The sequence below is a fragment of the Lentzea xinjiangensis genome (assembly GCF_900110955.1).
Lineage (GTDB): Bacteria > Actinomycetota > Actinomycetes > Mycobacteriales > Pseudonocardiaceae > Lentzea > Lentzea xinjiangensis.
In genome coordinates this window covers 192,694-210,732 of the sequence record NZ_FOFR01000007.1, presented here as the reverse complement: position 1 = coordinate 210,732, position 18,039 = coordinate 192,694, and the positions used below count along the sequence as shown (strand labels likewise).

Genomic DNA, 18,039 nt, shown 5'->3' with positions numbered 1-18,039 from the left:
GCCGCGCCGGGCTGTGCCTGCACCTGTCGTGGTCACCTTCAGCCCAGGTCGGACAGGTCGAGCACGAACCGATGGCGCACGTCGCCCCGTTCGAGCCGGTCGAGGGCCTCGCCCACCCGGCCGGACGGCAGGAGCTCGATGTCGGCGGTGATGCCGTGGCCGGCGCAGAACTCGAGCATGTCGGCGGTGGCCGCGACGCCGCCGCTGCCGCCGGAGCTGAGCTTCTTGCGGCCGGTGAGCAGGTCCATCGTCTCCACGGTCATGGAGCCGAGGTAGCCGACCTGGCTGAGCGTCCCGTCCATCGCCACGAGCTTCAGGTAGGGGCCGAGGTCGTGGGCGACGGGAATGGTGTCGATCAGCACGTCGAAGCGGTCGCGCGCGGCGGCCGTGCTGTCCGGGTCGGTGGAGACGACGACGTCCCGCGCACCGAGCTCGATCGCCTCCGCCGCGCGGCCGGCGGACCGGCTCACCACCGACACCTCGGCTCCCATGGCCGCGGCGAGCTTCACCGCGAGGTGGCCGAGACCGCCCAGACCCGCCACCGCGACGCGCGTGCCCGGCCCCACGCCCAACGCGCGCAGCGGTTCCCACACCGTGATCCCGGCGCACATCAACGGCGCCGCGGCCGCCGGGTCCAGCCCGGACGGCAGCCGATAGGCGAACTTCTCCCGCACCACGTACTCGCGCGAGAACCCGCCCAGCGTCGTCGACCCGTCGTGCCGGTCGGTGCCGTTGTAGGTGAGCGTGGGGAACTCGCGGCAGAAGTTCTCCTGTCCCGCCGCGCACATGTCGCACGCACCGCAGGAGTCGACGATGTTGCCAACGGCGACCGGATCGCCGACGCGGAACGCGGTGACGTCCGGACCGGCCTCGATCACGACACCGGTGAACTCGTGCCCCGGCACGAGCACTCCGCCGTCGTGCGAGCGGACGGCGTGCAGGTCGGTGTGGCAGACCCCGCAGAAGTCCACGCGCACCGAGATGTCGTCGGGGCGCAGGTCGCGCCGGGTGATCGGCTCCTTCCGCAACGTGGTGCCGTGGGCCTGCCAGCCGGTGGTGCTTCGCATGACGCTCCTAAAACAGACTGTTCGGTCTATTCGAGCGTAGAGCGGATCGGCCGCAAAGTAAACCGAATGGTCTGTCAGTAGAGTGCGCACCATGTCCGACCAGCAGCTCACCGCCCGGGGCGAGGCCACCCGGCAGCGCATCCTCGACGTCGCCACCCAGGAGTTCGCCCGGTACGGCATCGCGGGAGCCCGCATCGAGCGGGTCGTCGCCGCGGCGCGCACGAACAAAGCGCAGCTCTACGCCTACTTCGGCAACAAGGAGGGGCTGTTCGACGCGATCTTCCTCGGCTCGCTGGACCGGATCGTCAACGTCGTCCCCATCGACGCCACCGACCTCGCCGAGTGGGCGGTGCGGCTGTACGACGAGTACCTCGCACGCCCCGACCTGATCCGTCTTGCCACGTGGGCTCGCCTGGAACGCCGCCCGACCGGCTACCTCGTCGCCGAGAGCGAGCGCCGCGACGACGCCAAGCTGCGGGCCATCGCCGAGGCGCAGGCCGCCGGTCTGGTCCGCGCCGGCGACCCGTTCGACCTGATGGCCATGGTCATCGCGATGTCGATGGCGTGGTCACCGGTGAGCAACGTCTACGCGACCACGGCCGGCGAACCCGCCGAGGACCACGAGCGCCGCAGGACGCTGTTGCGCGAGAGCGTCCGCCGCGTCGTCGCGCCGGACTAGGCGCCGCACCGGGTGAACAGGTGCGAAGGGGTCATCCGGCGCAGCGCGGCGGAGGTCAGCCACAGCCCCAGGAGCAGCACGGCCCAGGCCCACCACGGCGCGGCGGCGGCCACCAGGCCACCACCGACGGCCGCCCCGGTCACGAGGTGCACGGCACGGCCGCTGCCCGCGGTGAGGGCTGCGGAAACGGTGTCGCGGTCGGTTCGCACGCCACCATCGTCTCACCGGAACGCGCCCGCGTCATCGGTCTGGAACCCCGCCAAACAGCATGCTTTCAGGTTGACCTGCCGCGAACGGGTGGAGCCAAACGGAACGCCGCCCCTACCGTCCCCCGCATGCCTCTGCGGAGATCCACTGTGCGCGGCCGCGAGTTCGGCGACGCGATCCGGGCGCTGCTGCGGGCGGCCGGCCTGACCAACCGCGCGGCCGCGGACCTGCTCGGCTGGCAGGAGGCCAAGGTCTCGGAGCTGGTGAACGGCAAGGAGGGCACGACCGACGTCGACCTGGCCAAGCTGCTCGGCCTGTTGCGCACGCCGCCCGACGAGTTCGACCACCTCATGGCCCTGCACCACGACACGAACATCCGCGATTGGTTGCAGCCCACCAAGTCCGGCATCACGGACCGAGCGCGCACACTCCGCGAACACGAGAAGATCGCGACAGGTGTGACCGGTTGGTCGATGAACGTCGTGCACGGTCTTGTGCAAGCGCCCGACTACATCACTTACCTGGTGAACGCATCGACGCGCGTGACTCCTGACGAGCGTCCCTCGGTGATCAGGAATCGGATCGCACGCCAGCAGTCCGTCTTCGACGGCTATCGAACCGTCACGATCTTCATGCACGAGCAAGCCCTACGCCTGCCCGTCGGAAGCCGGGACGTCATGGCGGACCAGCTCCACCATCTGCTCCGGATGTCGGTCCGGCCGTACCTGACACTCCGGGTCGTTCCCACGGTGGTCGGCCCGCACGCCGGGCTCGCGGGCTCGTTCGACATGCTGACCTTCAAGAAGATCCCGCCGATCGTTTACGTGGAGAGCGAGGGCGCTACGGTCTTCCTGGAAGATCAGCTTTCAGTCGAGCTCTACGAAGACGTGCTCAAGTCACTCGGACGGACGGCGTTGGACGAGGGGCAAACCAGGAAGCTGATCACCGACATCATCGGTGAGGAGTGTCGTGATGACCAGGTGGCGGAAGAGCAGCTACAGCGGTAGCGACACCAACTGCGTCGAAGTGGGCCGTGGTGTCGGCGTCCGGGACAGCAAGTCTCCGTCGGTCGAACTCCCGCTCAACGCCCGGCAGTGGGCGGGGCTGCTGCGTCAGGCGAAGTCCACGCGCAACTAGTGGTTGCATTACTTCCGGCGCGTCGCTAGGTTGAAGTGCAACCGATGGTTGCATATCAGGCCCGAGGAGACGACGTGGAGTACGGGAGCATCGAACGGGAGCTGCGGATCGACGCCAGCCCCGAGGTGGTCTACGAGGTGGTCAGCTCACCGGAGCACGTGCGCGAGTGGTGGCCCGACGAGGCCGAGTTCGACCCGGTGCCCGGCTCGACCGGCCGGATCGTGTTCGGCGACCCGGCCTCGCCGGAGGCGAAGGTCGAGCAGCTCACCGTCGTGGAGGCCGACCCGCCGCGGCGGTTCGCCTTCCGCTGGGTCCACGAGCGGGGCGTACCGGCGGCGCCGGGCAACTCGCTGCTCGTGACCATCGACCTCGTCCCGTCCGGTGGGGGCACGCTGCTGCGGTTCACGGAGACCGGCTTCCGCGAGCGCGGCTGGGAGGCCGCCGTGCTGGAACAGGCCTACGCCGACCACAGCCGGGGCTGGGACCACTTCCTGCCGCGCCTCGTCGCGCGGGCCACCAGCCTGGTCGCGCGGCCGTGATCGACGACGACCTCTGGTCCGCGGTCGGCGACCCGACCCGCAGGCGGATGCTCGACCTGCTGCTCACCGAAGGCGGGGGGACGGCCACCACGCTCAGCGAGCGGCTGCCCGTCACCCGGCAGGCGGTCGCGAAGCACCTGGTGGTGCTCGACCGCGTCGGTCTGGTGCACGTGACGCCCGCCGGTCGCGAACGCCGCTACGAGGTGGACGAGGCGCAGCTCGCTCGCGCGGTCGCGCAGCTCGCCGCGGTGGGCGAGGCCTGGGACGCCCGGTTGCAGCGGATCAAGCGCATCGCCGAGCGGATCCAGCGGGACCGGCAGGCAGGGGTGGAGCAGTCATGACCACGAGCACCGAGCGCGCCTACTCGACGTCGTTCACGGTCGAGCAGTCGCCGGACGAGGTCTTCGCCGCCGTCGTGGACGTCCGCGCCTGGTGGACGGGCGAGATCGAGGGCAGCGCCGGCGAGCAGGGCGCCGAGTTCACCTACCGGCATCCCCCGCAGCACTACAGCCGGCAACGGGTGACCGAGTTCGAGCCGGGCCGCCGGGTGGTCTGGCGGGTCGTCGACAGCCACCTGTCCTTCGTCTCGGAACCGGCCGAGTGGACCGGCAGCGACATCACGTTCGACATCGCCGCGGTGGACGGCGGCACCGAGCTGCGGTTCACCCACGTCGGCCTGGTGCCGGACGTGGAGTGCTTCGGTGCCTGCTCCACGGCCTGGCTGCACTACGTCAACGGCAGCCTGCACAGCCTGATCACCACCGGTCAGGGCCTGCCCGATCCGTGGTGATCAAGCCGTGCCGTGCGCCCACTGGGTGACGACCGGCGTGCCGTCCGCCGCTGTCAGCCTGATCCTGACCAGCCCGGACGGCACCCCGGTCGCGGTGAACCAGCCGTCGACGATCGGGACGGCGCGGCGTGAGCGCGGTGTCTCCACCACCGCCTCGCCCGCGGCGCCGGTGACGAACCCGCGCAGCACGTCGTCGCTGATCTCCAGGCTGACGCTGACCCGCTCGGACTCGAACGCGAGCGTCACCGGCCCGTCGCCGCGCACCAGCGCCTCGGACTCGACCAGCGCGGCCAGTTCCGCGTCCAGCGCGCGCAAGGCGAGCGCGGCGCTCGCGTCGCGCAGCACGCCCGCCGGGACGGGGTCGAACTCCTCGGCCGCGGCACGCAGGACGTCGAGGAACTCGTCGTCGTTCATGACCGGCCCTCCAGCAGCTCGTTGCCCGTGACCAGCGCTTTCAGCCGGTTCAGGCAGCGCTGGCGAATCGGCCCGATGCTGCCGACCGGCATGTCCAGCGCGAGGGCGACGTCGGCGTAGGCGGGCGGTGGCGAGGCCATCAGCACGCGCAGCAGGCGGCGGCAGCGGTCCGGCAGCTCCTCGAAGACCCGCCACAGCGCGGCGTTGCGTTCGCCGACGATCAGCGCGTGGTCGACGGCGGGAGCGGGATCGGGGGAGTCGGCGATCTCCTCCGAGGGTTCGGGCAGCCGCCCGGCGCGGCGGATGAGCTGCAGGCACTCGTGCCGCGCGGTGGTGGCGAGCCAGCCGGCCAGGCGTTCGGGCTCGGCGATGCGGTCGAGGTGCTCGACCAGCTTGACCCACGTGCACTGCACGGCGTCGGCGGCGTCCGCGTCGTTGAGGCGGTAGGCGCGGGCGATCGACCACAGCAGCCCGCTGAACTGCTTGACCAGCCCGTCCCACGCGGCCTGGTCACCACGTGCGGCCGCGGCCAGCGCCGCCGGTATCTCCATGTGGACATGATGCCGCGCCACGCCGCTCTGATTCGGGAAATTGCCGCCCGAACGATGTCCCGCGGGTGCATCCTGTTCCCCAACAGCCGACCCGAGGACTGATGACCATGACCAGTGCGACCGCGGCCTCCCGCCACGACTGGGAGTCCGACCTGGAGCGCTACCGGACCAGGGCGGTGCACGTGCTCGACACGCACCTGCCCGCCTCGACCGGGTGCACCGAGTGCGGCGACCCGTGGCCCTGCGCCCGCGCGTGCAGCGCCGAGCTCGTGCTCGAGCTCTGAGGCCCACGAGTTTCTAGGAATTCACCCGTCCGAGGAACGCGGTGATCCCGGCGACCATCCGCGCGACCTGGTCGTCGAGCGAGATCGCCTCCTTGAACCGCGATCCCGGTCCCGCGCTCTTCTTCCCGCGCAGGTAGAGCGAGCAGGCCAGGTCGGCGCACACGTAGGCGCCGACCGAGTTGCCCTGCTGCCCGGACTTCCCGGCCTTGCGCGCGGTCATCAGCGACACGCCGTCACCCTGGTGCGTGGTCAGGCACCAGGCGCACATCGTCTTGCGCGCGTGCCCGGCCTGCGTGGCCCTGCGCAGCGCGATCCCGACGAGCCGTTCCCCGAGGTCGATCACCAGGTACGCGCGGTCGGGCGCGGCCGGGTCCCGCCAGCCCAGGAAGTCCAGGTCGTCCCACGGCAGGTCGCCGAGATCCCTGGGCACGTGCATGCGCTTCGCCTCGCCCTTGGTGGAATTGACGAAAGACGCGCGGATCTGTGGTTCGGTCAGCGGCTTCACGTCGAGGAACGTTAGGTTTTCCTAGGGCTCCTAGGCAAACGATTATGACATGTAGGAAGGGTGACGCATGGCACGTGCGGGGCTCACCGCCGACCGCCTCACGCAGGCGGCGGCGGACCTGGCGGACGAGGTGGGCTTCGAGAACGTGACGGTGTCCGCGCTCGCCCGGCACTTCGGCGTGAAGGACGCCTCGCTGTACTCGCACATCCGCAACGCCCACGACCTGCGCGTCCGCCTCGCCGTCCGCTCGCTGGCCGAGCTGGCCGACCGGGTCGCGGACGCCGTGGCCGGCAGGTCGGGAAAGGACGCCCTCATCGCGTTCGCCAACGCCTACCGCACCTACGCCCGCGAGCACCCCGGCCGGTACACGGCGACGCGGATGGCCCTCGACCCGGACGTGACCGCCGACGCCGCCGGCAAGTACGACGACATGGCCAGGGCACTCCTGCGGGGCTACGACCTGTGGGAACCCGACCAGACCGACGCCGTGCGGCTGCTGCACAGCACGTTCCACGGGTACGTGTCGCTGGAGCGCTCCGGCGCGTTCCACAGCCATCCGCGCGGGGTGGAGGCGTCGTGGACGCGGGCGCTGGACGCGCTCGACTCGCTGCTGCGGGCGTGGCCCGCCTAGCCGTCAGCGGCCGGCCGATCGCGCCAGCCAGTCGAGCGTTTCCACCCGCAGCTCGACGCGCGACTTGGTCGGCTGCCGGCCGCGGTGCACGCCGAGCCTGTCGACGCAACCTCGGCGTGCACCGCAGAACCTGGTTCAGAGTCCTTCGCCGCCCTCTGGGTACGAAGGTGGACCGCAACGGTGCCCTCCTGGGCTATGAGAAGGGGGCGGGTCGTGCCCTCACGGCCCTTCCCTCCGCATGGTCCCGGCTGGCAGCGTCAGGCGCGGTCGTCACGTCTTCCCGGCCGCCCAGGGATGGAGAGGGCTATGCGCGCGCAGGACCAGGAACCGGCCAGCACGTCCCTCTCGCAGCCACGGCGGGCACCCACGCGGAGCGTCGACCCGGCGCCGATGCCGTCACACCCAGCGGCGCCCCTGGCTCCGCAGGCGATCCTGCACCTGCAGCGCACCGTCGGCAACGCGGTGGTCGCACGGTTGATCGCAACGCAGCGGGACGCCGCCGGGACGGAGGATCGACAACAGGACCAGCACGCCCACGGGCCCGGATGCGGCCACGACGGCGCCAAGGACAGCGGTCCTACCGATCAGAGGTCCCTGCTCGATGCGGCTTTGGCCTCCCCGAGCCGTTCGCTTCCCGGCTCGCTGCGCGCCGAGGCGGAGCCGTTCTTCCACAACGACTTCTCCGGTGTCCGCCTGCACGACGACCCGGTGGCGCGGCGTGCCACCGAGGCGATGGGGGCCCAGGCCATGACGGTGGGCTCCCATCTCTTCCTCCCCCCGGACGGAACCCGGAACAAGGCGCTCGTCGGTCACGAGCTCAGCCACCTCGACAAGAACCTCAAGGGCGTACGCGAGACGGGCACCGACAACGGCGCCGGGGTCACCGTCACCGACCCCGCCCAGCACTCCGAGCGGACAGCGGACAGCGACGGCGTGGCCTTCGCCGCAGGGGCGGGAACAGCCCCGTCCGTCATCGCACAGCGAGCCACCACGGCGCAGGCCCCGCAACACAGCGTCGGCGATGTCGTGGCCAGAATGCCGGCAGAGCAGGGCGGGAGTCCGCGATCGGCGAGGCCGATGGCACGGCCCCCGGCGGGACGGCCACTCCAGGTGCAACGCGCCCCAGGCAGCTCCTCCGACGAATTCAGCGACGGCGGGATCACCGAACAAGACCTTGCCAGGAACAGCCGCACAAAATTTATCGCCGCCCTCTACGAGGAGTTCAAAAAGTCCAACCAGTGGGATTTGAGCGGCACGCTGGGTGGCGATGATTTCACGGCCGTGAAACGGCCGAAGACAAGATCGAGGCCAAGGTCCTTCGCGGACACACCTGAGGTCAAAGAGCTTCGACGGGTGTCGATGATCGTCAGGACGTATCTCAAGAACAATGGAATTGATCCAGTGGAAGTGCAGGCAGGCATCGGCGGTGACGGCGGACTCATCATCGCAGCCAATGACGCTTATTCGAATGGGCACCTACAGCACCTGTTCAAAGCGGGCGACGGCGCTCAGATTCTGGCAAACATGATCGAAGACACCCGTCGAAAAGGAATGCCTGCCGAGAGGAGACACCAGAACGAGATCCACAATACCGCGATCCGGCAGCACACGGAGGTGAAACCCAAGGCCGACTCGCCCCTGAGTTTGCCGGGTATCCAGAGTGCGCTGAGCTCGGGGGTCACGGTGGCGACGAACGGACGTCCCGGACTGCACGCAGAGCGGCGAATCCTCGCACGCAACGGCGGCGTCACTCCGGAACATCTGGGCGGCACCAAGCGGCCCTGCCCCTCGTGCGCCTACGTGCTCTACCCGGAAGGAAATCCGAATATTCATCCGGGAGTCTTCCGTTCCGATGACGTCTCCAACATCGGCTTCCCCGAATACGATCACAGCGATCTGGGGAACGAGGAAGCTCGCGCGAAGAGCATGTTCGAGAAGATGAACAAGATCGGCCGCACATACGTGACAGTGACGAAGTCCGGCGTGGAGGTCCCGGAAATAGGATCGGAATCGGAGTCCGAACCGGATTGACAAGGACTGGAGTGCCGGAACTGCGCTGCCACCAGTACCACCCCGGATCCGTCCTGCGCATGCTCCGCGACCACGGTCAAACCGCCGAGCCATCGCCGGCCGGTGCCGGCTCACCGCGTCGGCGAGGCAGAGCAGGGCCGCGGCCTCCGGGACGACCGGCTCACCGGCCGGAGCGGTGAAGGCGAGCGAGCCGAGCACGGCGTCGAGCCCGCGGCCGAGCAGCACGGCGAGCGCTTCGTCGTCGGTCAGCTTGAGCGGAGGCATCCGGATCCCGGAGGCGAGCCGGTAGCCGCCGTAGTGGCCACGCACCGACTCGACGGGCACGTCGAGATCGACGAGGTGGCGAAAGCCTCCCGCCGATACCGGGCGGGTTCTGCCCGGTATCGGTCCGACCGGGCGGTCACCAGCACCGACAGACCAGGGGAGACCCGACGGACTTCGCCGAGATGCCCTGGGGCAACCGTTCGCTGACCCCCGCTGGAACAGCGCGCCGGCGCCGGCGCGGGCGTGGCGTGACCGCCCCGTACGTTGTCGGCCGAGGAGTCCTCGGCCGACAACCGGCTCAGGAGACCTTGACGACGCGCCAGGCGAAGAACATGGTGCTCGTGTGCGGGTAATCCTGGAAGACGTCCCACAAAGGCGTGTCCAGGGTGTTCCTGGTGTGGTAGCTCAGCAACGGACCCCGGTGGTCAAACCCGGTGACGATCATCGAGTGCCACTTGGCGCGCTCCACCGTGTCGCCCATCTGCACGATGTCGCCGAGTCCGACGTCGCTGAGGTACTTCACCTTCTCCACGCGGCCGGTGTTCTTGGCGAAGGACGCCCACATGTTGGCGTTCACCCAGGTCCACGATGACGTGCTCGGTTCACCGGGCCGGTAGTACCAGAAGCTTGAGTCGCGGCGGGACAGCGGGTTCTCGACCAGCGGCTCCGAGTACTTCCAGCCACCCGCGTACATCACCTGGCTGAGGAAGTTCGTGCAGTCGCCGCCCAGTTCCCGGTGGGACCAGTCGTAGTAGTCCGGGTTCAGGTTCTTCGCGTGGCGGCGGGCGTAGGCGACAGCGGCTTCCCGGTCGTAGTCCGCCGCGTAGGGGATGTTCGCCACGGCGCCCGGCGAGCCCTGGAACAGCGTCTGGGTCAGGGCCGAGATGACCGCACTGTACGTCTGCGGGGTGGTCCGGACGGCGTGCACCGCTTCCAGGTGGTAGAAGAAGCCGCCCTTGTTCCTGGTGTGCCGGGCCTGCGGGTTCGTGGTGGCGCCGAAGGCCGGGTACTGCTGGCCGTCGTAGACGCCGGCCGTCACACCGGCGCTGTTCAGCTGATCGGCGAACGACCGCAGCAGCGTGTGCGGTTGCGCGCTCCCGTTGCTGAGCACCACCTGCGGGTAGTCCGGCCGCGCCTCGAAACCGTGCACCTGCAGGACGTGGGTCGCGTTCGGCGCCTTGGTCGTGAAGTTGGTGTGCACCTTGTGGAACAGGCTCTCGTAGCTGCGGGCCATGTCGGAGACCCGGCTGTTCGGGTATCCGGGCCGGGTGGCGGTGTTGGAGTTGCGGTGGGCGCCCGCCATCGCGAACATCTTCGCGTCGAGCTTGAGGAAGGCCTCGACGCCCATCTCCTCGCTGGACTCGTCGCTGAACGGGTGCGGGACCTCGACGGCCGCGTTGACCGCCGCCGAGGAGGAGTCGTAGCGGAGGATGTACAGGCCCCAGCACCGTTGGCACGGAGTCTGTTCCGAGATGACCAGGTAGTTCCGGTGGGTGGCCGAGTCCTGCACCAGGTTGAGGTTGTAGCCGTAGGTCCACAGGATCCGCGCGGCCGTCTCCCTGGTGTCCTGCTCACCCTTGTTCGCGGTGCGCATCGCCTTGATGATCTCCGCGATCTCGCCCGGGCTGTCCGCGTTCCACCGGAAGGCGTTCGTGTTCTCCTCGCGGGGCATCCCGTTCCGGTAGTCGAGGACCAGGGCCGCGAGGTCCACCTCGGGTGGCGCCGCCGCGGCGGCGAGACCGGCCTCCTCCACCCCGTGGTCCACGATGCGAGGTGGTTGTTCCGCCGCCGGGTCCGGCGTCTCCGGCGTTCGAACCACGTGGGCCGCTGCCGGTAATGCGGCCTGAGCAGGGACAACACCGCTCCCCAGTGCCAAGCTGGCGACAAGCGCAAGCGCGCCCGCGCGCAGGAATGTACGCATGGCGATTTCCTCCACGATCCCCCCAGTGCGCTGCGGCAACCCCCGCGGCGCATCGATATCGATCACCGTAGCGGCGCACGGGCGGCAGCGCGGTTCTTTTCTCACTCTGAGCAGCGCTGACAGTTCCGTTGCGCGGCACACGGTTCCGTTTGGGCGGTCGCAAAACCCTGCCGGATCCTGACCGCCGATAACGTTCACTTATCGGCGGTCAGAATCCGGGCGACCCATTCAGTAGCGTTGCGTTTAGTAACGTAACTTCACACGTTATTCTGCTACGATATTGCCGTGGAGACGAGCTGCAACTTCCCTGGCTGTGAACGCCCCGTTTTTCGAGGTGGCGGGCCGGGCAGGCCCTCGGAGTACTGCGATCTGCCCGAGCACACCCGCTGGCGGGCGTGGCGGGAGCGGCAGCGGCTCGCGGAAGCACCCGAACAAAACTTGGAGGTCGTCACCGTGACGAATCTCCCGAGGGTCTCCGGTACCGCCAAGATCAGGGCTGAAGAGCTCCTCGACCGGTTCCGGGTGCTGTCCGAGCAGATGACGCAGACCCTCGGCCGGGCCGTCGGCGAGCTCAACGCGATGGCGGACCCGAGCGTCGCCGAGAGCCAGGTCCAGGCGGCCGAGGCCGAGGCCGCCCGCCGGGTCGCCGAGGCGCAGGCGCAGGTCGCGGCCGCGGAACGGCGCCGGCACGACGCGGAGCAGGCCCGCAAGGCCGCCGAGGAGACGACCGAGCAGGCGGTGCGGGCGGCGGAGGAAGCCGACGAGGCCGCGGACGCGGCGCTGTCCGAGCGCGATGAGGCGCGGGCGGCCGCTCGGGCTGCCGAGGACCGGGCCGAGGCCGAGATCGCCGAGGTCAGGGCGCAGACGGCGGCGGTGGTCGATCAGGTCCGGGCCGAGGCGGAGGAGAAGGTGCGCCAGGCGCTGGACGCCGCCGAGCAGGCGCGGGCCGATGCGGTGAAGCACGCCGAGCAGGCACGGCGGCAGGCGGCCAAGGAGATCGAGCAGGCGCGCGGTGAGGCCGCGCGGGAGGTCGACCGGACGCGTGCGGAGGCTCGGGCCGAGGTGGAGCGTGCGCGGGCCGAGGTGGCGGCGGCCGTCGTGGCGGCCGAGCAGGCTCGTGGTGACGCCGAGGTCCGGGTCGAGCAGGCGCGGCAGGAGGCGGCGGAGACCATCAGCCGGGCGGCCAAGGCGCGGGACCAGGCGGTGGTGCGCGCGGAACGGGCGGAGCAGGCCGCGGCGGACGCCCGTGCGGAGCTCGAGCGGATCCGGGGCGAGTTCGACGCGCGGCTCGCGCGGGTCAGGCAGGAGAGCGCGGAGCAGGTGGCGGCGGTGCGGCAGACGCTCGCGGTCGTCGAGGACGCGCGGGCGCAGACGCTGACCCGGGCCGAACGGGCGGAGCGGCAGCTCGACGAGGCGGCGGCGGAGCTGCGGGCGTTGCGCCGGTAGGCTGGCCGGTGATGGACGAGCTCAGGGGCGACTGCGCCAGCTGCTTCGGGTTGTGCTGCGTCGCGCTGCCGTTCGCGAAGTCCGCCGACTTCGCGGTCACCAAGGACGCCGGCACGCCGTGCCGCAACCTGCTGGCCGACCACCGGTGCGGCATCCACGACCGGCTTCGCCCCCAGGGTTTCGCGGGGTGCACGGTCTACGACTGCTTCGGTGCCGGCCAGCGGGTGTCGCAGACGGTGTTCGGCGGCGTCGACTGGCGCACCGGTGAGCGGCAGAAGATGTTCGCGGTGTTCCCCGTCGTCCGGCAGCTGCACGAACTGCTCTGGTACCTCGCCGAGGCGCGGCGGCTGGACCCGCACGACGACCTCACCACGGCCTACGCCGAGGTCGAACGGCACACCGTCGGCGTCGCGGACGACATCCTGGCGCTGGACGTGGCGGAGATCCGCGCGAAGGTGAACGTCCTGCTGCTGCGCACCAGCGAACGGTTGCGGACCGGTGGCAAGTCCTACCGGAACGCGGATCTCATCGGCGCGCGCCTGCGCAACAGGAACCTCAGCGGCGCCGACTTCCGGGGCGCGTACCTGATCGGCGCGGACCTCACCGGCTCCGATCTGTCGGGAGCGGACATGATCGGTGCCGATCTGCGGGGCGCGCAGCTCGCGGGCGCGGATCTGAGCACCTGCCTGTTCCTCACCCAGCCGCAGGTCAACGCCGCGCGCGGCACCGCGGCGACCAGGCTGCCGGCCATGTTGACGCGGCCCTCGCACTGGGCCTGACCGGTGTCAGGGCGGTGTCAGCGGCCGCTGCCAGAGTGCTGATCATGAAGAAGGCACTACTGATCATCGCCGCCGCGGTGGCGGGCATGCTGGCTCCCGGTGCCGCGCACGCCGAGACGCCGCCGGGGTGCGCGTCGGCGCAGCAGATCGGCTCGACCGCGTACGTGACGGTCGGCGGTCAGACCGCCGCGTCGGTCAAGCAGTTCGCCGGCTGCGGGAAGAACTGGGGTTACGTCTACGTGTGGGCGGACTGGGCCGCCCGGCACGACCTGTTCCACGTCGTCGCCTCGGTCGTGACCGATGACAACAGGGAGCACGGCAGGGTGGTCGGCCGTGTCGACCAGCGCGAGGTGTGGTCCGCGCCGGCCGGCACGGTCGACCGCTGCACGCGCGCGCTCGGCGTGGTGAAGCTGGGCGAGGACGGCTGGAGCGCCTACTCCAGCAGGCGCTGCTGACGGGTGTCCGGGCGGGTTCCGGTCAGACCGAGAGCCGTTGCTGGGCGACCGCGCGGGCGAAACCCTCCACGTTGTCGATCATGATGTTGTGGCCGGCGTCGGGCACGGAGATGATCTGGACGCCGGCCGCGGCGAGTTCGCGGGCTCCGCTGGGCGGCGCGTCCTCGGGGTGCAGGAAGACGCGCGGGAGGTCCAGCTCCAGCAACAGCTTGCGCATGGTCGGCGAGGTGCCGCGGACGAGGTCGACGGCGCTGCGGTACAGGGCTTCGCGGCCGGCCATGCGCATGGTGGCGGCCCAGTGCGGGCCCACGTCGTGCAGCACGCGCTCGTAGCCGTGGGCGAGGAAGTCGGCCTCGCTGTAGGCGGCGATGCCCCGGCTGCCGGGGGCGCCCAGGGAGGGGGTGGCGGGGTCGACGTGGGGGTCGACGAGCACGAGCGAGCGCACCATCTCGGGGTGGCGCGCGGCGAGCACGATGGCGACGGCGCCGCCCATGCTGTGCCCGATGATCTCGCAGCGCCGCAGGCCGATCTTGGCCAGCGCCACGGCCAGCGCGTCGGCGTGGCCCTCGAGCGAGTAGGCGAAACCGGTCGGGCGGTCGCTGATGCCGAAACCCAGCATGTCCATCATCAGGCTGCGGCGGCCCGCGAGCAGCGGGTGCGCGACGGCTTCGGCGTAGTAGGGGGCGGAGGAGGCGCCGAGTCCGTGCAGGTACACGCGGGCTGGTGTGGCACCTGGCACCTCGACCCAGCGGATCCGGACCCCAGGTCTGATCTCGACGGCGCGCATGTCTCTCCCGGCGGCGGTGAGTCGGTGTCCGGACACTACCCCTCGTGCGGGTGAAGTGAGACCGGTTTCGCGCCCCGAATCCTATGCACCGGTGGACGCGCTCCCGCGCACCCCGTCAGCCGATTCCGAGTGCGGCGGACGCCGCCTTGACCGTCGCCGCCCGCAGCTCGCCGACCTCGGCGTCGGGAAACTGCATGGTGCAGTCCTGCATGCCGCCGAACGCCAGGACGGCACGGGTCTGCTGCTCCAGCGTCGGCTCGGGACCGAACACGAGCCGGGTGAGGCGGGCTCGCCAGGACAGCACGACGTCGATCAGGCCGAGCTCGGCGAGCGTGGTGAGCTCGGTGAGCAGCAGGAGCATGTCCTTGCGGTGGCGGTGGTGGAAGTCGAAGAAGCCCTCGACCAGGTCGAGCGGTGTCACGTCCTCGCGGCGTTCCATGCGGGCCAGGAACTGCTCGCCGTCGTCGAGCAGCGGGGTGACGATGCTGCGCACCAGCTCCTCGCGGGAGGCGAAGTGGTAGTAGAGCGCGGGTTTGGTGATGCCGAGGCGGTCGGCGATCTCCTGCAGGCTGGTCTGCTGCACGCCCTTGGTGGCGAACAGCTCGCGCGCGGTGTGCAGGATCCGCTGCCTGGTGTCGGACGGTCGGGCCACCCGCCGAATCCTACTTAACAGTCGGTAAGTGTCGGTGCTACAGTCGCCCACCGGACTTACCGACCGTTAAGTAAGTAGGTGTGACGTGCGGATTCTCATCTCGGGAGCCAGCATCGCCGGCCCGGTGCTCGCCTACTGGCTCACGCGCAACGGGCACTGGCGACGGGGACCGAACGGCTCGCGTTCCTGCGCGAGGGCACGCGCAAGCCGGTCGAGGTGGACGCCACGAAGATCTTCGCGGCGACGTCGGACCGGCACGTCGAGATCATGCGCGACGACCTGAGCGAGATCTACTACGACGCCACGCGCGCCGACGTCGAGTACGTGTTCGGTGACTCCATCGCGTCCATCGGCGACGAGGTGAGCTTCGACCACGGCACGCCGCGGCGCTTCGACCTGGTCATCGGCGCGGACGGGCTGCATTCGACCGTGCGGCGGCTGGTGTTCGGCGAGGCCGCCCGGACGTTCACGGGCGCGTACCTGGCGGTGTTGTCGGTGCCGCGGGAGCTGGGGGTGGCCGGGACGATGACCGGGCACATCGGGCCGGGGCGCAGCGCGGCGGTCTACCGGGCGCGGCACCTGGACGACGCGCGGGCGGTGTTCCTGTTCCGGTCCGCGGAGCTGGCGTACCACCACCGGGACGTGGCGCGGCAGAAGCAGTCGCTGCGCGAGGCGTTCGCGGGGCTGCACCCGCAGGTGGACGAGTGGATGGGTCACCTGGACGGTGACCGGGCGTTCTACTTCGACTCGATCACGCAGCTGCGGGAGGACACCTGGTCGCGCGGGCGGGTGGCGCTCGTCGGCGACGCGGCCTACTGCCCCGGTCCGGCGATCGGGGGCAGCACGAGCCTGGCGGTGCTGGGCGCGTACGTGCTGGCCGGCGAACTGGCGGCGGGAACGGACCACGAGGCGGCGTTCGCCCGGTACGAGGACGAGATGCGCGACCTGGTGCACGCCAGCCGGCGATTCGCGCTGGGGGCGGCCAGGACGCTGATCCCCTCGACGCGGCTGGGCGTGTGGGGCCTGACGCGCGGCACGCAGGTGCTGACGTCGCTGCCGTCGTGGCTGCTGCGGCCGCTGGCCAGGCTCAACTCACGGGGCGTGCGGCTGCACGACTCGATGGTGGTGAAGGACTACGGGCGTCAGGGCGCCGGCACACCGGCGCCCTGACGCCATCGGACCGGCACGGCTAGAACTGCAGGCTCCACTTGTCGAGGAACCCGGTGTCCTGCCGGTAGTTGTCGCGGACCCGCAGCTTCCAGCCGCCGTTGGCGGCCTCGCTGGAGGCGTTGACGGTGAACGTCTGGTTCACGTTGTCCGCGCTGTCGCTGGCGTAGTCCTTGAGCAGGTACGCGGTGCCGTCCGGCGCGACGAGCTCGATGCGCAGGTCGCCCCGGTAGCTGTGCTTGATATCCACGGCGACCTGCAGCGTCGACGGGGCGTTGCCCGTGACGTCCGCGACGGTGATCGGCGACTCGACGGTGGTCAGGTCGGCGATCGGGAAGTCCGCGGCGTTCTCGAAGTACTTGCCCGGCTGCGGTGTCGTGCCGCAGTACTGCTGTTCCTTGCCGATGGCCTCGTAGGGGCAGTCGGCACGCTCCAGTAGCTGCAGGACGGCTTCCTTGTTGCGGGAGGTCTGCGCCGGGATCACCTCGTCGGGCGGGTAGAAGCCGCCACCGCCGGCGCTGCCGGGGTACATCTCGAAGGTGTAGGCGAAGACGCCCTGCGAGCCCCACAGCCAGTCGGGGATCGACCCGTCGGTGATGTACAGGTCGCTGGACTGCTCGGGGGTGTAGTTGTTCGTCGCCGCCATCTGCTGGCCGATCGTGGCGAACGTGTCGCGCTGGTCCTGGGTCAGGCCGGGCGCGACGTCGTCGTAGGTCCAGCCCCACGGCCACAGGATGAGCTCGCTGTAGGTGTGGAAGTCGATGGACGCGGTGATCTGCTGCTTGCCGCCGACGTTGCGGCCGCGCACGAAGTCGGCCACGACCTTGACCTCGGGCGCGGACTCCGCGTTCGGGCCGCGGTAGGTGTCACTGCCGGTGCTGCCCGACGAACCGCCGCAGCAGCCCCACTTGTAGGCCCAGTTGCGGTTGAGGTCGGTGCCGACGTTGGCCGAGCCGGCGTTGGGCTGCCGGTTCTTGCGCCACGACCGGTAGGTGCCGGTCGCGATGTCGTACTCGCCGCCGTCGGGGTTGACGTCGGGGATGATCCAGATCTCGCGGGTGTCCACGAGGCCCTTGATCCGCGCGTCGCTGGCGTACTGCGTTGTGAACTGGTTGATCAGGTACAGGGCCATCTCGACGGTGAGGTGCTCGCGCGCGTGCTGGTGGTGCGTGAACAGCACCTCCGGCTCGTTCTCGTCCGCCGCGACGTTGTCGCTGATCTTGAGCGCGACGATCTCGCGGTTCTCGTAGGACTTGCCGATGACCTGCTTGGAGATCAGGTTCGGGTACGCGGCGACGGCCTGGTCGATCTCCGCCGTCATCTCGGCGTAGTTGTGGTAGTTCGCGTCCGCGGGCGGGAAGTCGAACGGCCCGATGCCGGAGTTGGCCTCCAGCCGCTTGGGCAGCTCGGTGACCTCGAAGCCCTGGGCCCGCAGGCTCTTGGCCTCCCGCTCGGTCGCGGTGATCACGACGATGCCGTGTTCCTCGACCGAGTCGATCGCGGCGCCGGAGCGGGCGAGCGCGCTGCGCTGCTCGGCGGTGCGGACGTTGCCGACCTGGTAGTTCGTCGACGTTTCCTGGGCGCCGGGGGCCGCGCCGGTCGGCACGCCTCCCATCGCGAACACGACGCTCGCGGCGACGGTTACCCCGATCAGGGGTCTGAGATGGCTCTTTCGCATGCAGGGCAACCCTTTCGGACCACGGCAGGGACATGGCTCCGCCAAGTGAAGTGGG

22 protein-coding genes are annotated in these 18,039 nt (G+C 70.1%); 13 read left to right on the top strand and 9 right to left on the bottom strand.

From position 1 onward, the window contains the following. Window positions 1-38: 38 nt before the first annotated feature. Window positions 39-1,067 (bottom strand): NAD(P)-dependent alcohol dehydrogenase, encoded by a 1,029-nt coding sequence (locus BMW88_RS17900; RefSeq protein WP_089951973.1) that lies wholly within the window; start codon window positions 1,065-1,067, stop codon window positions 39-41. A gap of 91 nt (window positions 1,068-1,158) precedes the next feature. Between BMW88_RS17900 and BMW88_RS17895 the strand changes: the two genes are divergently transcribed. Continuing rightward, window positions 1,159-1,746 (top strand): TetR/AcrR family transcriptional regulator, encoded by a 588-nt coding sequence (locus BMW88_RS17895; protein ID WP_089952195.1) that lies wholly within the window; start codon window positions 1,159-1,161, stop codon window positions 1,744-1,746. Here the strand turns inward: BMW88_RS17895 and BMW88_RS41920 are convergent. Further along, window positions 1,743-1,889: a hypothetical protein gene (locus BMW88_RS41920; RefSeq protein ID WP_177221165.1), complete on the bottom strand. Its 147-nt coding sequence runs from the start codon at window positions 1,887-1,889 to the stop codon at window positions 1,743-1,745. The two genes, BMW88_RS17895 and BMW88_RS41920, sit on opposite strands and share 4 nt — an antisense overlap. A 3-nt stretch (window positions 1,890-1,892) precedes the next feature. Here BMW88_RS41920 and BMW88_RS17885 point away from each other — a divergent pair, with 3 nt between their 5' ends. The 5 genes from BMW88_RS17885 (at window position 1,893) to BMW88_RS17865 (ending at window position 4,419) form a co-directional block, all read left to right on the top strand. Then, entirely contained in the window at window positions 1,893-2,960 is a 1,068-nt protein-coding gene (locus BMW88_RS17885) for a helix-turn-helix domain-containing protein (protein WP_143116125.1), read from the top strand. Next, entirely contained in the window at window positions 2,926-3,090 is a 165-nt protein-coding gene (locus BMW88_RS17880) for a DUF397 domain-containing protein (protein ID WP_143116124.1), read from the top strand. Before BMW88_RS17885 ends, BMW88_RS17880 begins: the two co-directional genes overlap by 35 nt. Window positions 3,091-3,164: 74 nt before the next feature. Next, window positions 3,165-3,629, top strand: a complete 465-nt coding sequence (locus BMW88_RS17875) for an SRPBCC family protein (RefSeq protein WP_089951967.1) — start codon at window positions 3,165-3,167, stop codon at window positions 3,627-3,629. Next, window positions 3,626-3,970: an ArsR/SmtB family transcription factor gene (locus tag BMW88_RS17870; RefSeq protein ID WP_245777875.1), complete on the top strand. Its 345-nt coding sequence runs from the start codon at window positions 3,626-3,628 to the stop codon at window positions 3,968-3,970. Before BMW88_RS17875 ends, BMW88_RS17870 begins: the two co-directional genes overlap by 4 nt. Further along, the gene (locus BMW88_RS17865; RefSeq protein ID WP_089951965.1) at window positions 3,967-4,419 is read left to right on the top strand and encodes an SRPBCC family protein; all 453 of its coding nucleotides are present in this window, start codon (window positions 3,967-3,969) and stop codon (window positions 4,417-4,419) included. The genes BMW88_RS17870 and BMW88_RS17865 overlap by 4 nt, the downstream gene beginning before the upstream one ends. Here the strand turns inward: BMW88_RS17865 and BMW88_RS17860 are convergent, their stop codons facing one another. Both BMW88_RS17860 and BMW88_RS17855 read right to left on the bottom strand, forming a co-directional pair. After that, the gene (locus BMW88_RS17860) at window positions 4,420-4,833 is read right to left on the bottom strand and encodes a hypothetical protein (RefSeq protein ID WP_089951963.1); all 414 of its coding nucleotides are present in this window, start codon (window positions 4,831-4,833) and stop codon (window positions 4,420-4,422) included. After that, window positions 4,830-5,384, bottom strand: a complete 555-nt coding sequence (locus tag BMW88_RS17855; RefSeq protein WP_089951961.1) for a sigma-70 family RNA polymerase sigma factor — start codon at window positions 5,382-5,384, stop codon at window positions 4,830-4,832. The genes BMW88_RS17860 and BMW88_RS17855 overlap by 4 nt, the downstream gene beginning before the upstream one ends. A 107-nt stretch (window positions 5,385-5,491) precedes the next feature. On the opposite strand from BMW88_RS17855, the gene BMW88_RS41915 reads away from it, so the two are divergent. Then, window positions 5,492-5,668, top strand: a complete 177-nt coding sequence (locus BMW88_RS41915) for a hypothetical protein (RefSeq protein ID WP_177221164.1) — start codon at window positions 5,492-5,494, stop codon at window positions 5,666-5,668. Window positions 5,669-5,681: 13 nt separating this feature from the next. Here BMW88_RS41915 and BMW88_RS17845 read toward each other — a convergent pair whose 3' ends face one another. After that, the gene (locus tag BMW88_RS17845) at window positions 5,682-6,173 is read right to left on the bottom strand and encodes an FBP domain-containing protein (RefSeq protein WP_089951958.1); all 492 of its coding nucleotides are present in this window, start codon (window positions 6,171-6,173) and stop codon (window positions 5,682-5,684) included. A 67-nt stretch (window positions 6,174-6,240) separates the two neighbouring features. Here BMW88_RS17845 and BMW88_RS17840 point away from each other — a divergent pair, with 67 nt between their 5' ends. Further along, complete coding sequence (locus BMW88_RS17840) at window positions 6,241-6,804, top strand: TetR/AcrR family transcriptional regulator (RefSeq protein ID WP_089951956.1); 564 nt, start codon at window positions 6,241-6,243, stop codon at window positions 6,802-6,804. Between the two features lie 306 nt (window positions 6,805-7,110). Next, window positions 7,111-8,835 (top strand): eCIS core domain-containing protein, encoded by a 1,725-nt coding sequence (locus tag BMW88_RS17835; RefSeq protein ID WP_218148105.1) that lies wholly within the window; start codon window positions 7,111-7,113, stop codon window positions 8,833-8,835. Window positions 8,836-9,397: 562 nt separating this feature from the next. Here BMW88_RS17835 and BMW88_RS17825 read toward each other — a convergent pair. After that, window positions 9,398-10,864 (bottom strand): amidase domain-containing protein, encoded by a 1,467-nt coding sequence (locus BMW88_RS17825; protein ID WP_143116123.1) that lies wholly within the window; start codon window positions 10,862-10,864, stop codon window positions 9,398-9,400. Window positions 10,865-11,473: 609 nt separating this feature from the next. Between BMW88_RS17825 and BMW88_RS17820 the strand changes: the two genes are divergently transcribed. The 3 genes from BMW88_RS17820 to BMW88_RS17810 are packed head-to-tail and all read left to right on the top strand — an operon-like array spanning window position 11,474 to window position 13,700. Further along, on the top strand, window positions 11,474-12,466 hold the full coding sequence (locus tag BMW88_RS17820; protein WP_143116122.1) for a hypothetical protein: 993 nt from the start codon (window positions 11,474-11,476) through the stop codon (window positions 12,464-12,466). An 11-nt stretch (window positions 12,467-12,477) separates the two neighbouring features. Then, window positions 12,478-13,245, top strand: a complete 768-nt coding sequence (locus BMW88_RS17815) for a pentapeptide repeat-containing protein (protein ID WP_089951949.1) — start codon at window positions 12,478-12,480, stop codon at window positions 13,243-13,245. A 44-nt stretch (window positions 13,246-13,289) separates the two neighbouring features. Further along, entirely contained in the window at window positions 13,290-13,700 is a 411-nt protein-coding gene (locus BMW88_RS17810) for a hypothetical protein (RefSeq protein ID WP_143116121.1), read from the top strand. A gap of 22 nt (window positions 13,701-13,722) precedes the next feature. On the opposite strand, the gene BMW88_RS17805 is transcribed toward BMW88_RS17810, so the two are convergent. Further along, window positions 13,723-14,415, bottom strand: a complete 693-nt coding sequence (locus BMW88_RS17805; RefSeq protein ID WP_245777874.1) for an alpha/beta fold hydrolase — start codon at window positions 14,413-14,415, stop codon at window positions 13,723-13,725. Window positions 14,416-14,602: 187 nt separating this feature from the next. Beyond that, window positions 14,603-15,139, bottom strand: a complete 537-nt coding sequence (locus BMW88_RS17800) for a TetR/AcrR family transcriptional regulator (RefSeq protein ID WP_089951945.1) — start codon at window positions 15,137-15,139, stop codon at window positions 14,603-14,605. Window positions 15,140-15,355: 216 nt separating this feature from the next. Here BMW88_RS17800 and BMW88_RS17795 point away from each other — a divergent pair, with 216 nt between their 5' ends. Beyond that, window positions 15,356-16,309 (top strand): FAD-dependent monooxygenase, encoded by a 954-nt coding sequence (locus BMW88_RS17795; RefSeq protein ID WP_245777873.1) that lies wholly within the window; start codon window positions 15,356-15,358, stop codon window positions 16,307-16,309. Window positions 16,310-16,328: 19 nt separating this feature from the next. Here the strand turns inward: BMW88_RS17795 and BMW88_RS44015 are convergent, their stop codons facing one another. Continuing rightward, a complete protein-coding gene (locus BMW88_RS44015; protein WP_089951944.1) occupies window positions 16,329-17,984 on the bottom strand; it encodes a M14 family metallopeptidase in 1,656 nt (551 codons plus the stop codon). Window positions 17,985-18,039: the final 55 nt, after the last annotated feature.

Bases quoted from the DNA above. Each gene is read 5' to 3' on its own strand.
- BMW88_RS17810 (WP_143116121.1), top strand. From the start codon at position 13,290: ATGAAGAAGGCACTACTGATCATCGCCGCCGCGGTGGCGGGCATGCTG.
- BMW88_RS17860 (WP_089951963.1), bottom strand. From the start codon at position 4,833: ATGAACGACGACGAGTTCCTCGACGTCCTGCGTGCCGCGGCCGAGGAG.
- BMW88_RS44015 (WP_089951944.1), bottom strand. From the start codon at position 17,984: ATGCGAAAGAGCCATCTCAGACCCCTGATCGGGGTAACCGTCGCCGCG.
- BMW88_RS17855 (WP_089951961.1), bottom strand. From the start codon at position 5,384: ATGGAGATACCGGCGGCGCTGGCCGCGGCCGCACGTGGTGACCAGGCC.
- BMW88_RS17815 (WP_089951949.1), top strand. From the start codon at position 12,478: ATGGACGAGCTCAGGGGCGACTGCGCCAGCTGCTTCGGGTTGTGCTGC.
- BMW88_RS17895 (WP_089952195.1), top strand. From the start codon at position 1,159: ATGTCCGACCAGCAGCTCACCGCCCGGGGCGAGGCCACCCGGCAGCGC.
- BMW88_RS17880 (WP_143116124.1), top strand. From the start codon at position 2,926: ATGACCAGGTGGCGGAAGAGCAGCTACAGCGGTAGCGACACCAACTGC.
- BMW88_RS17840 (WP_089951956.1), top strand. From the start codon at position 6,241: ATGGCACGTGCGGGGCTCACCGCCGACCGCCTCACGCAGGCGGCGGCG.
- BMW88_RS41915 (WP_177221164.1), top strand. From the start codon at position 5,492: ATGACCAGTGCGACCGCGGCCTCCCGCCACGACTGGGAGTCCGACCTG.
- BMW88_RS17835 (WP_218148105.1), top strand. From the start codon at position 7,111: ATGCGCGCGCAGGACCAGGAACCGGCCAGCACGTCCCTCTCGCAGCCA.
- BMW88_RS17900 (WP_089951973.1), bottom strand. From the start codon at position 1,067: ATGCGAAGCACCACCGGCTGGCAGGCCCACGGCACCACGTTGCGGAAG.
- BMW88_RS17865 (WP_089951965.1), top strand. From the start codon at position 3,967: ATGACCACGAGCACCGAGCGCGCCTACTCGACGTCGTTCACGGTCGAG.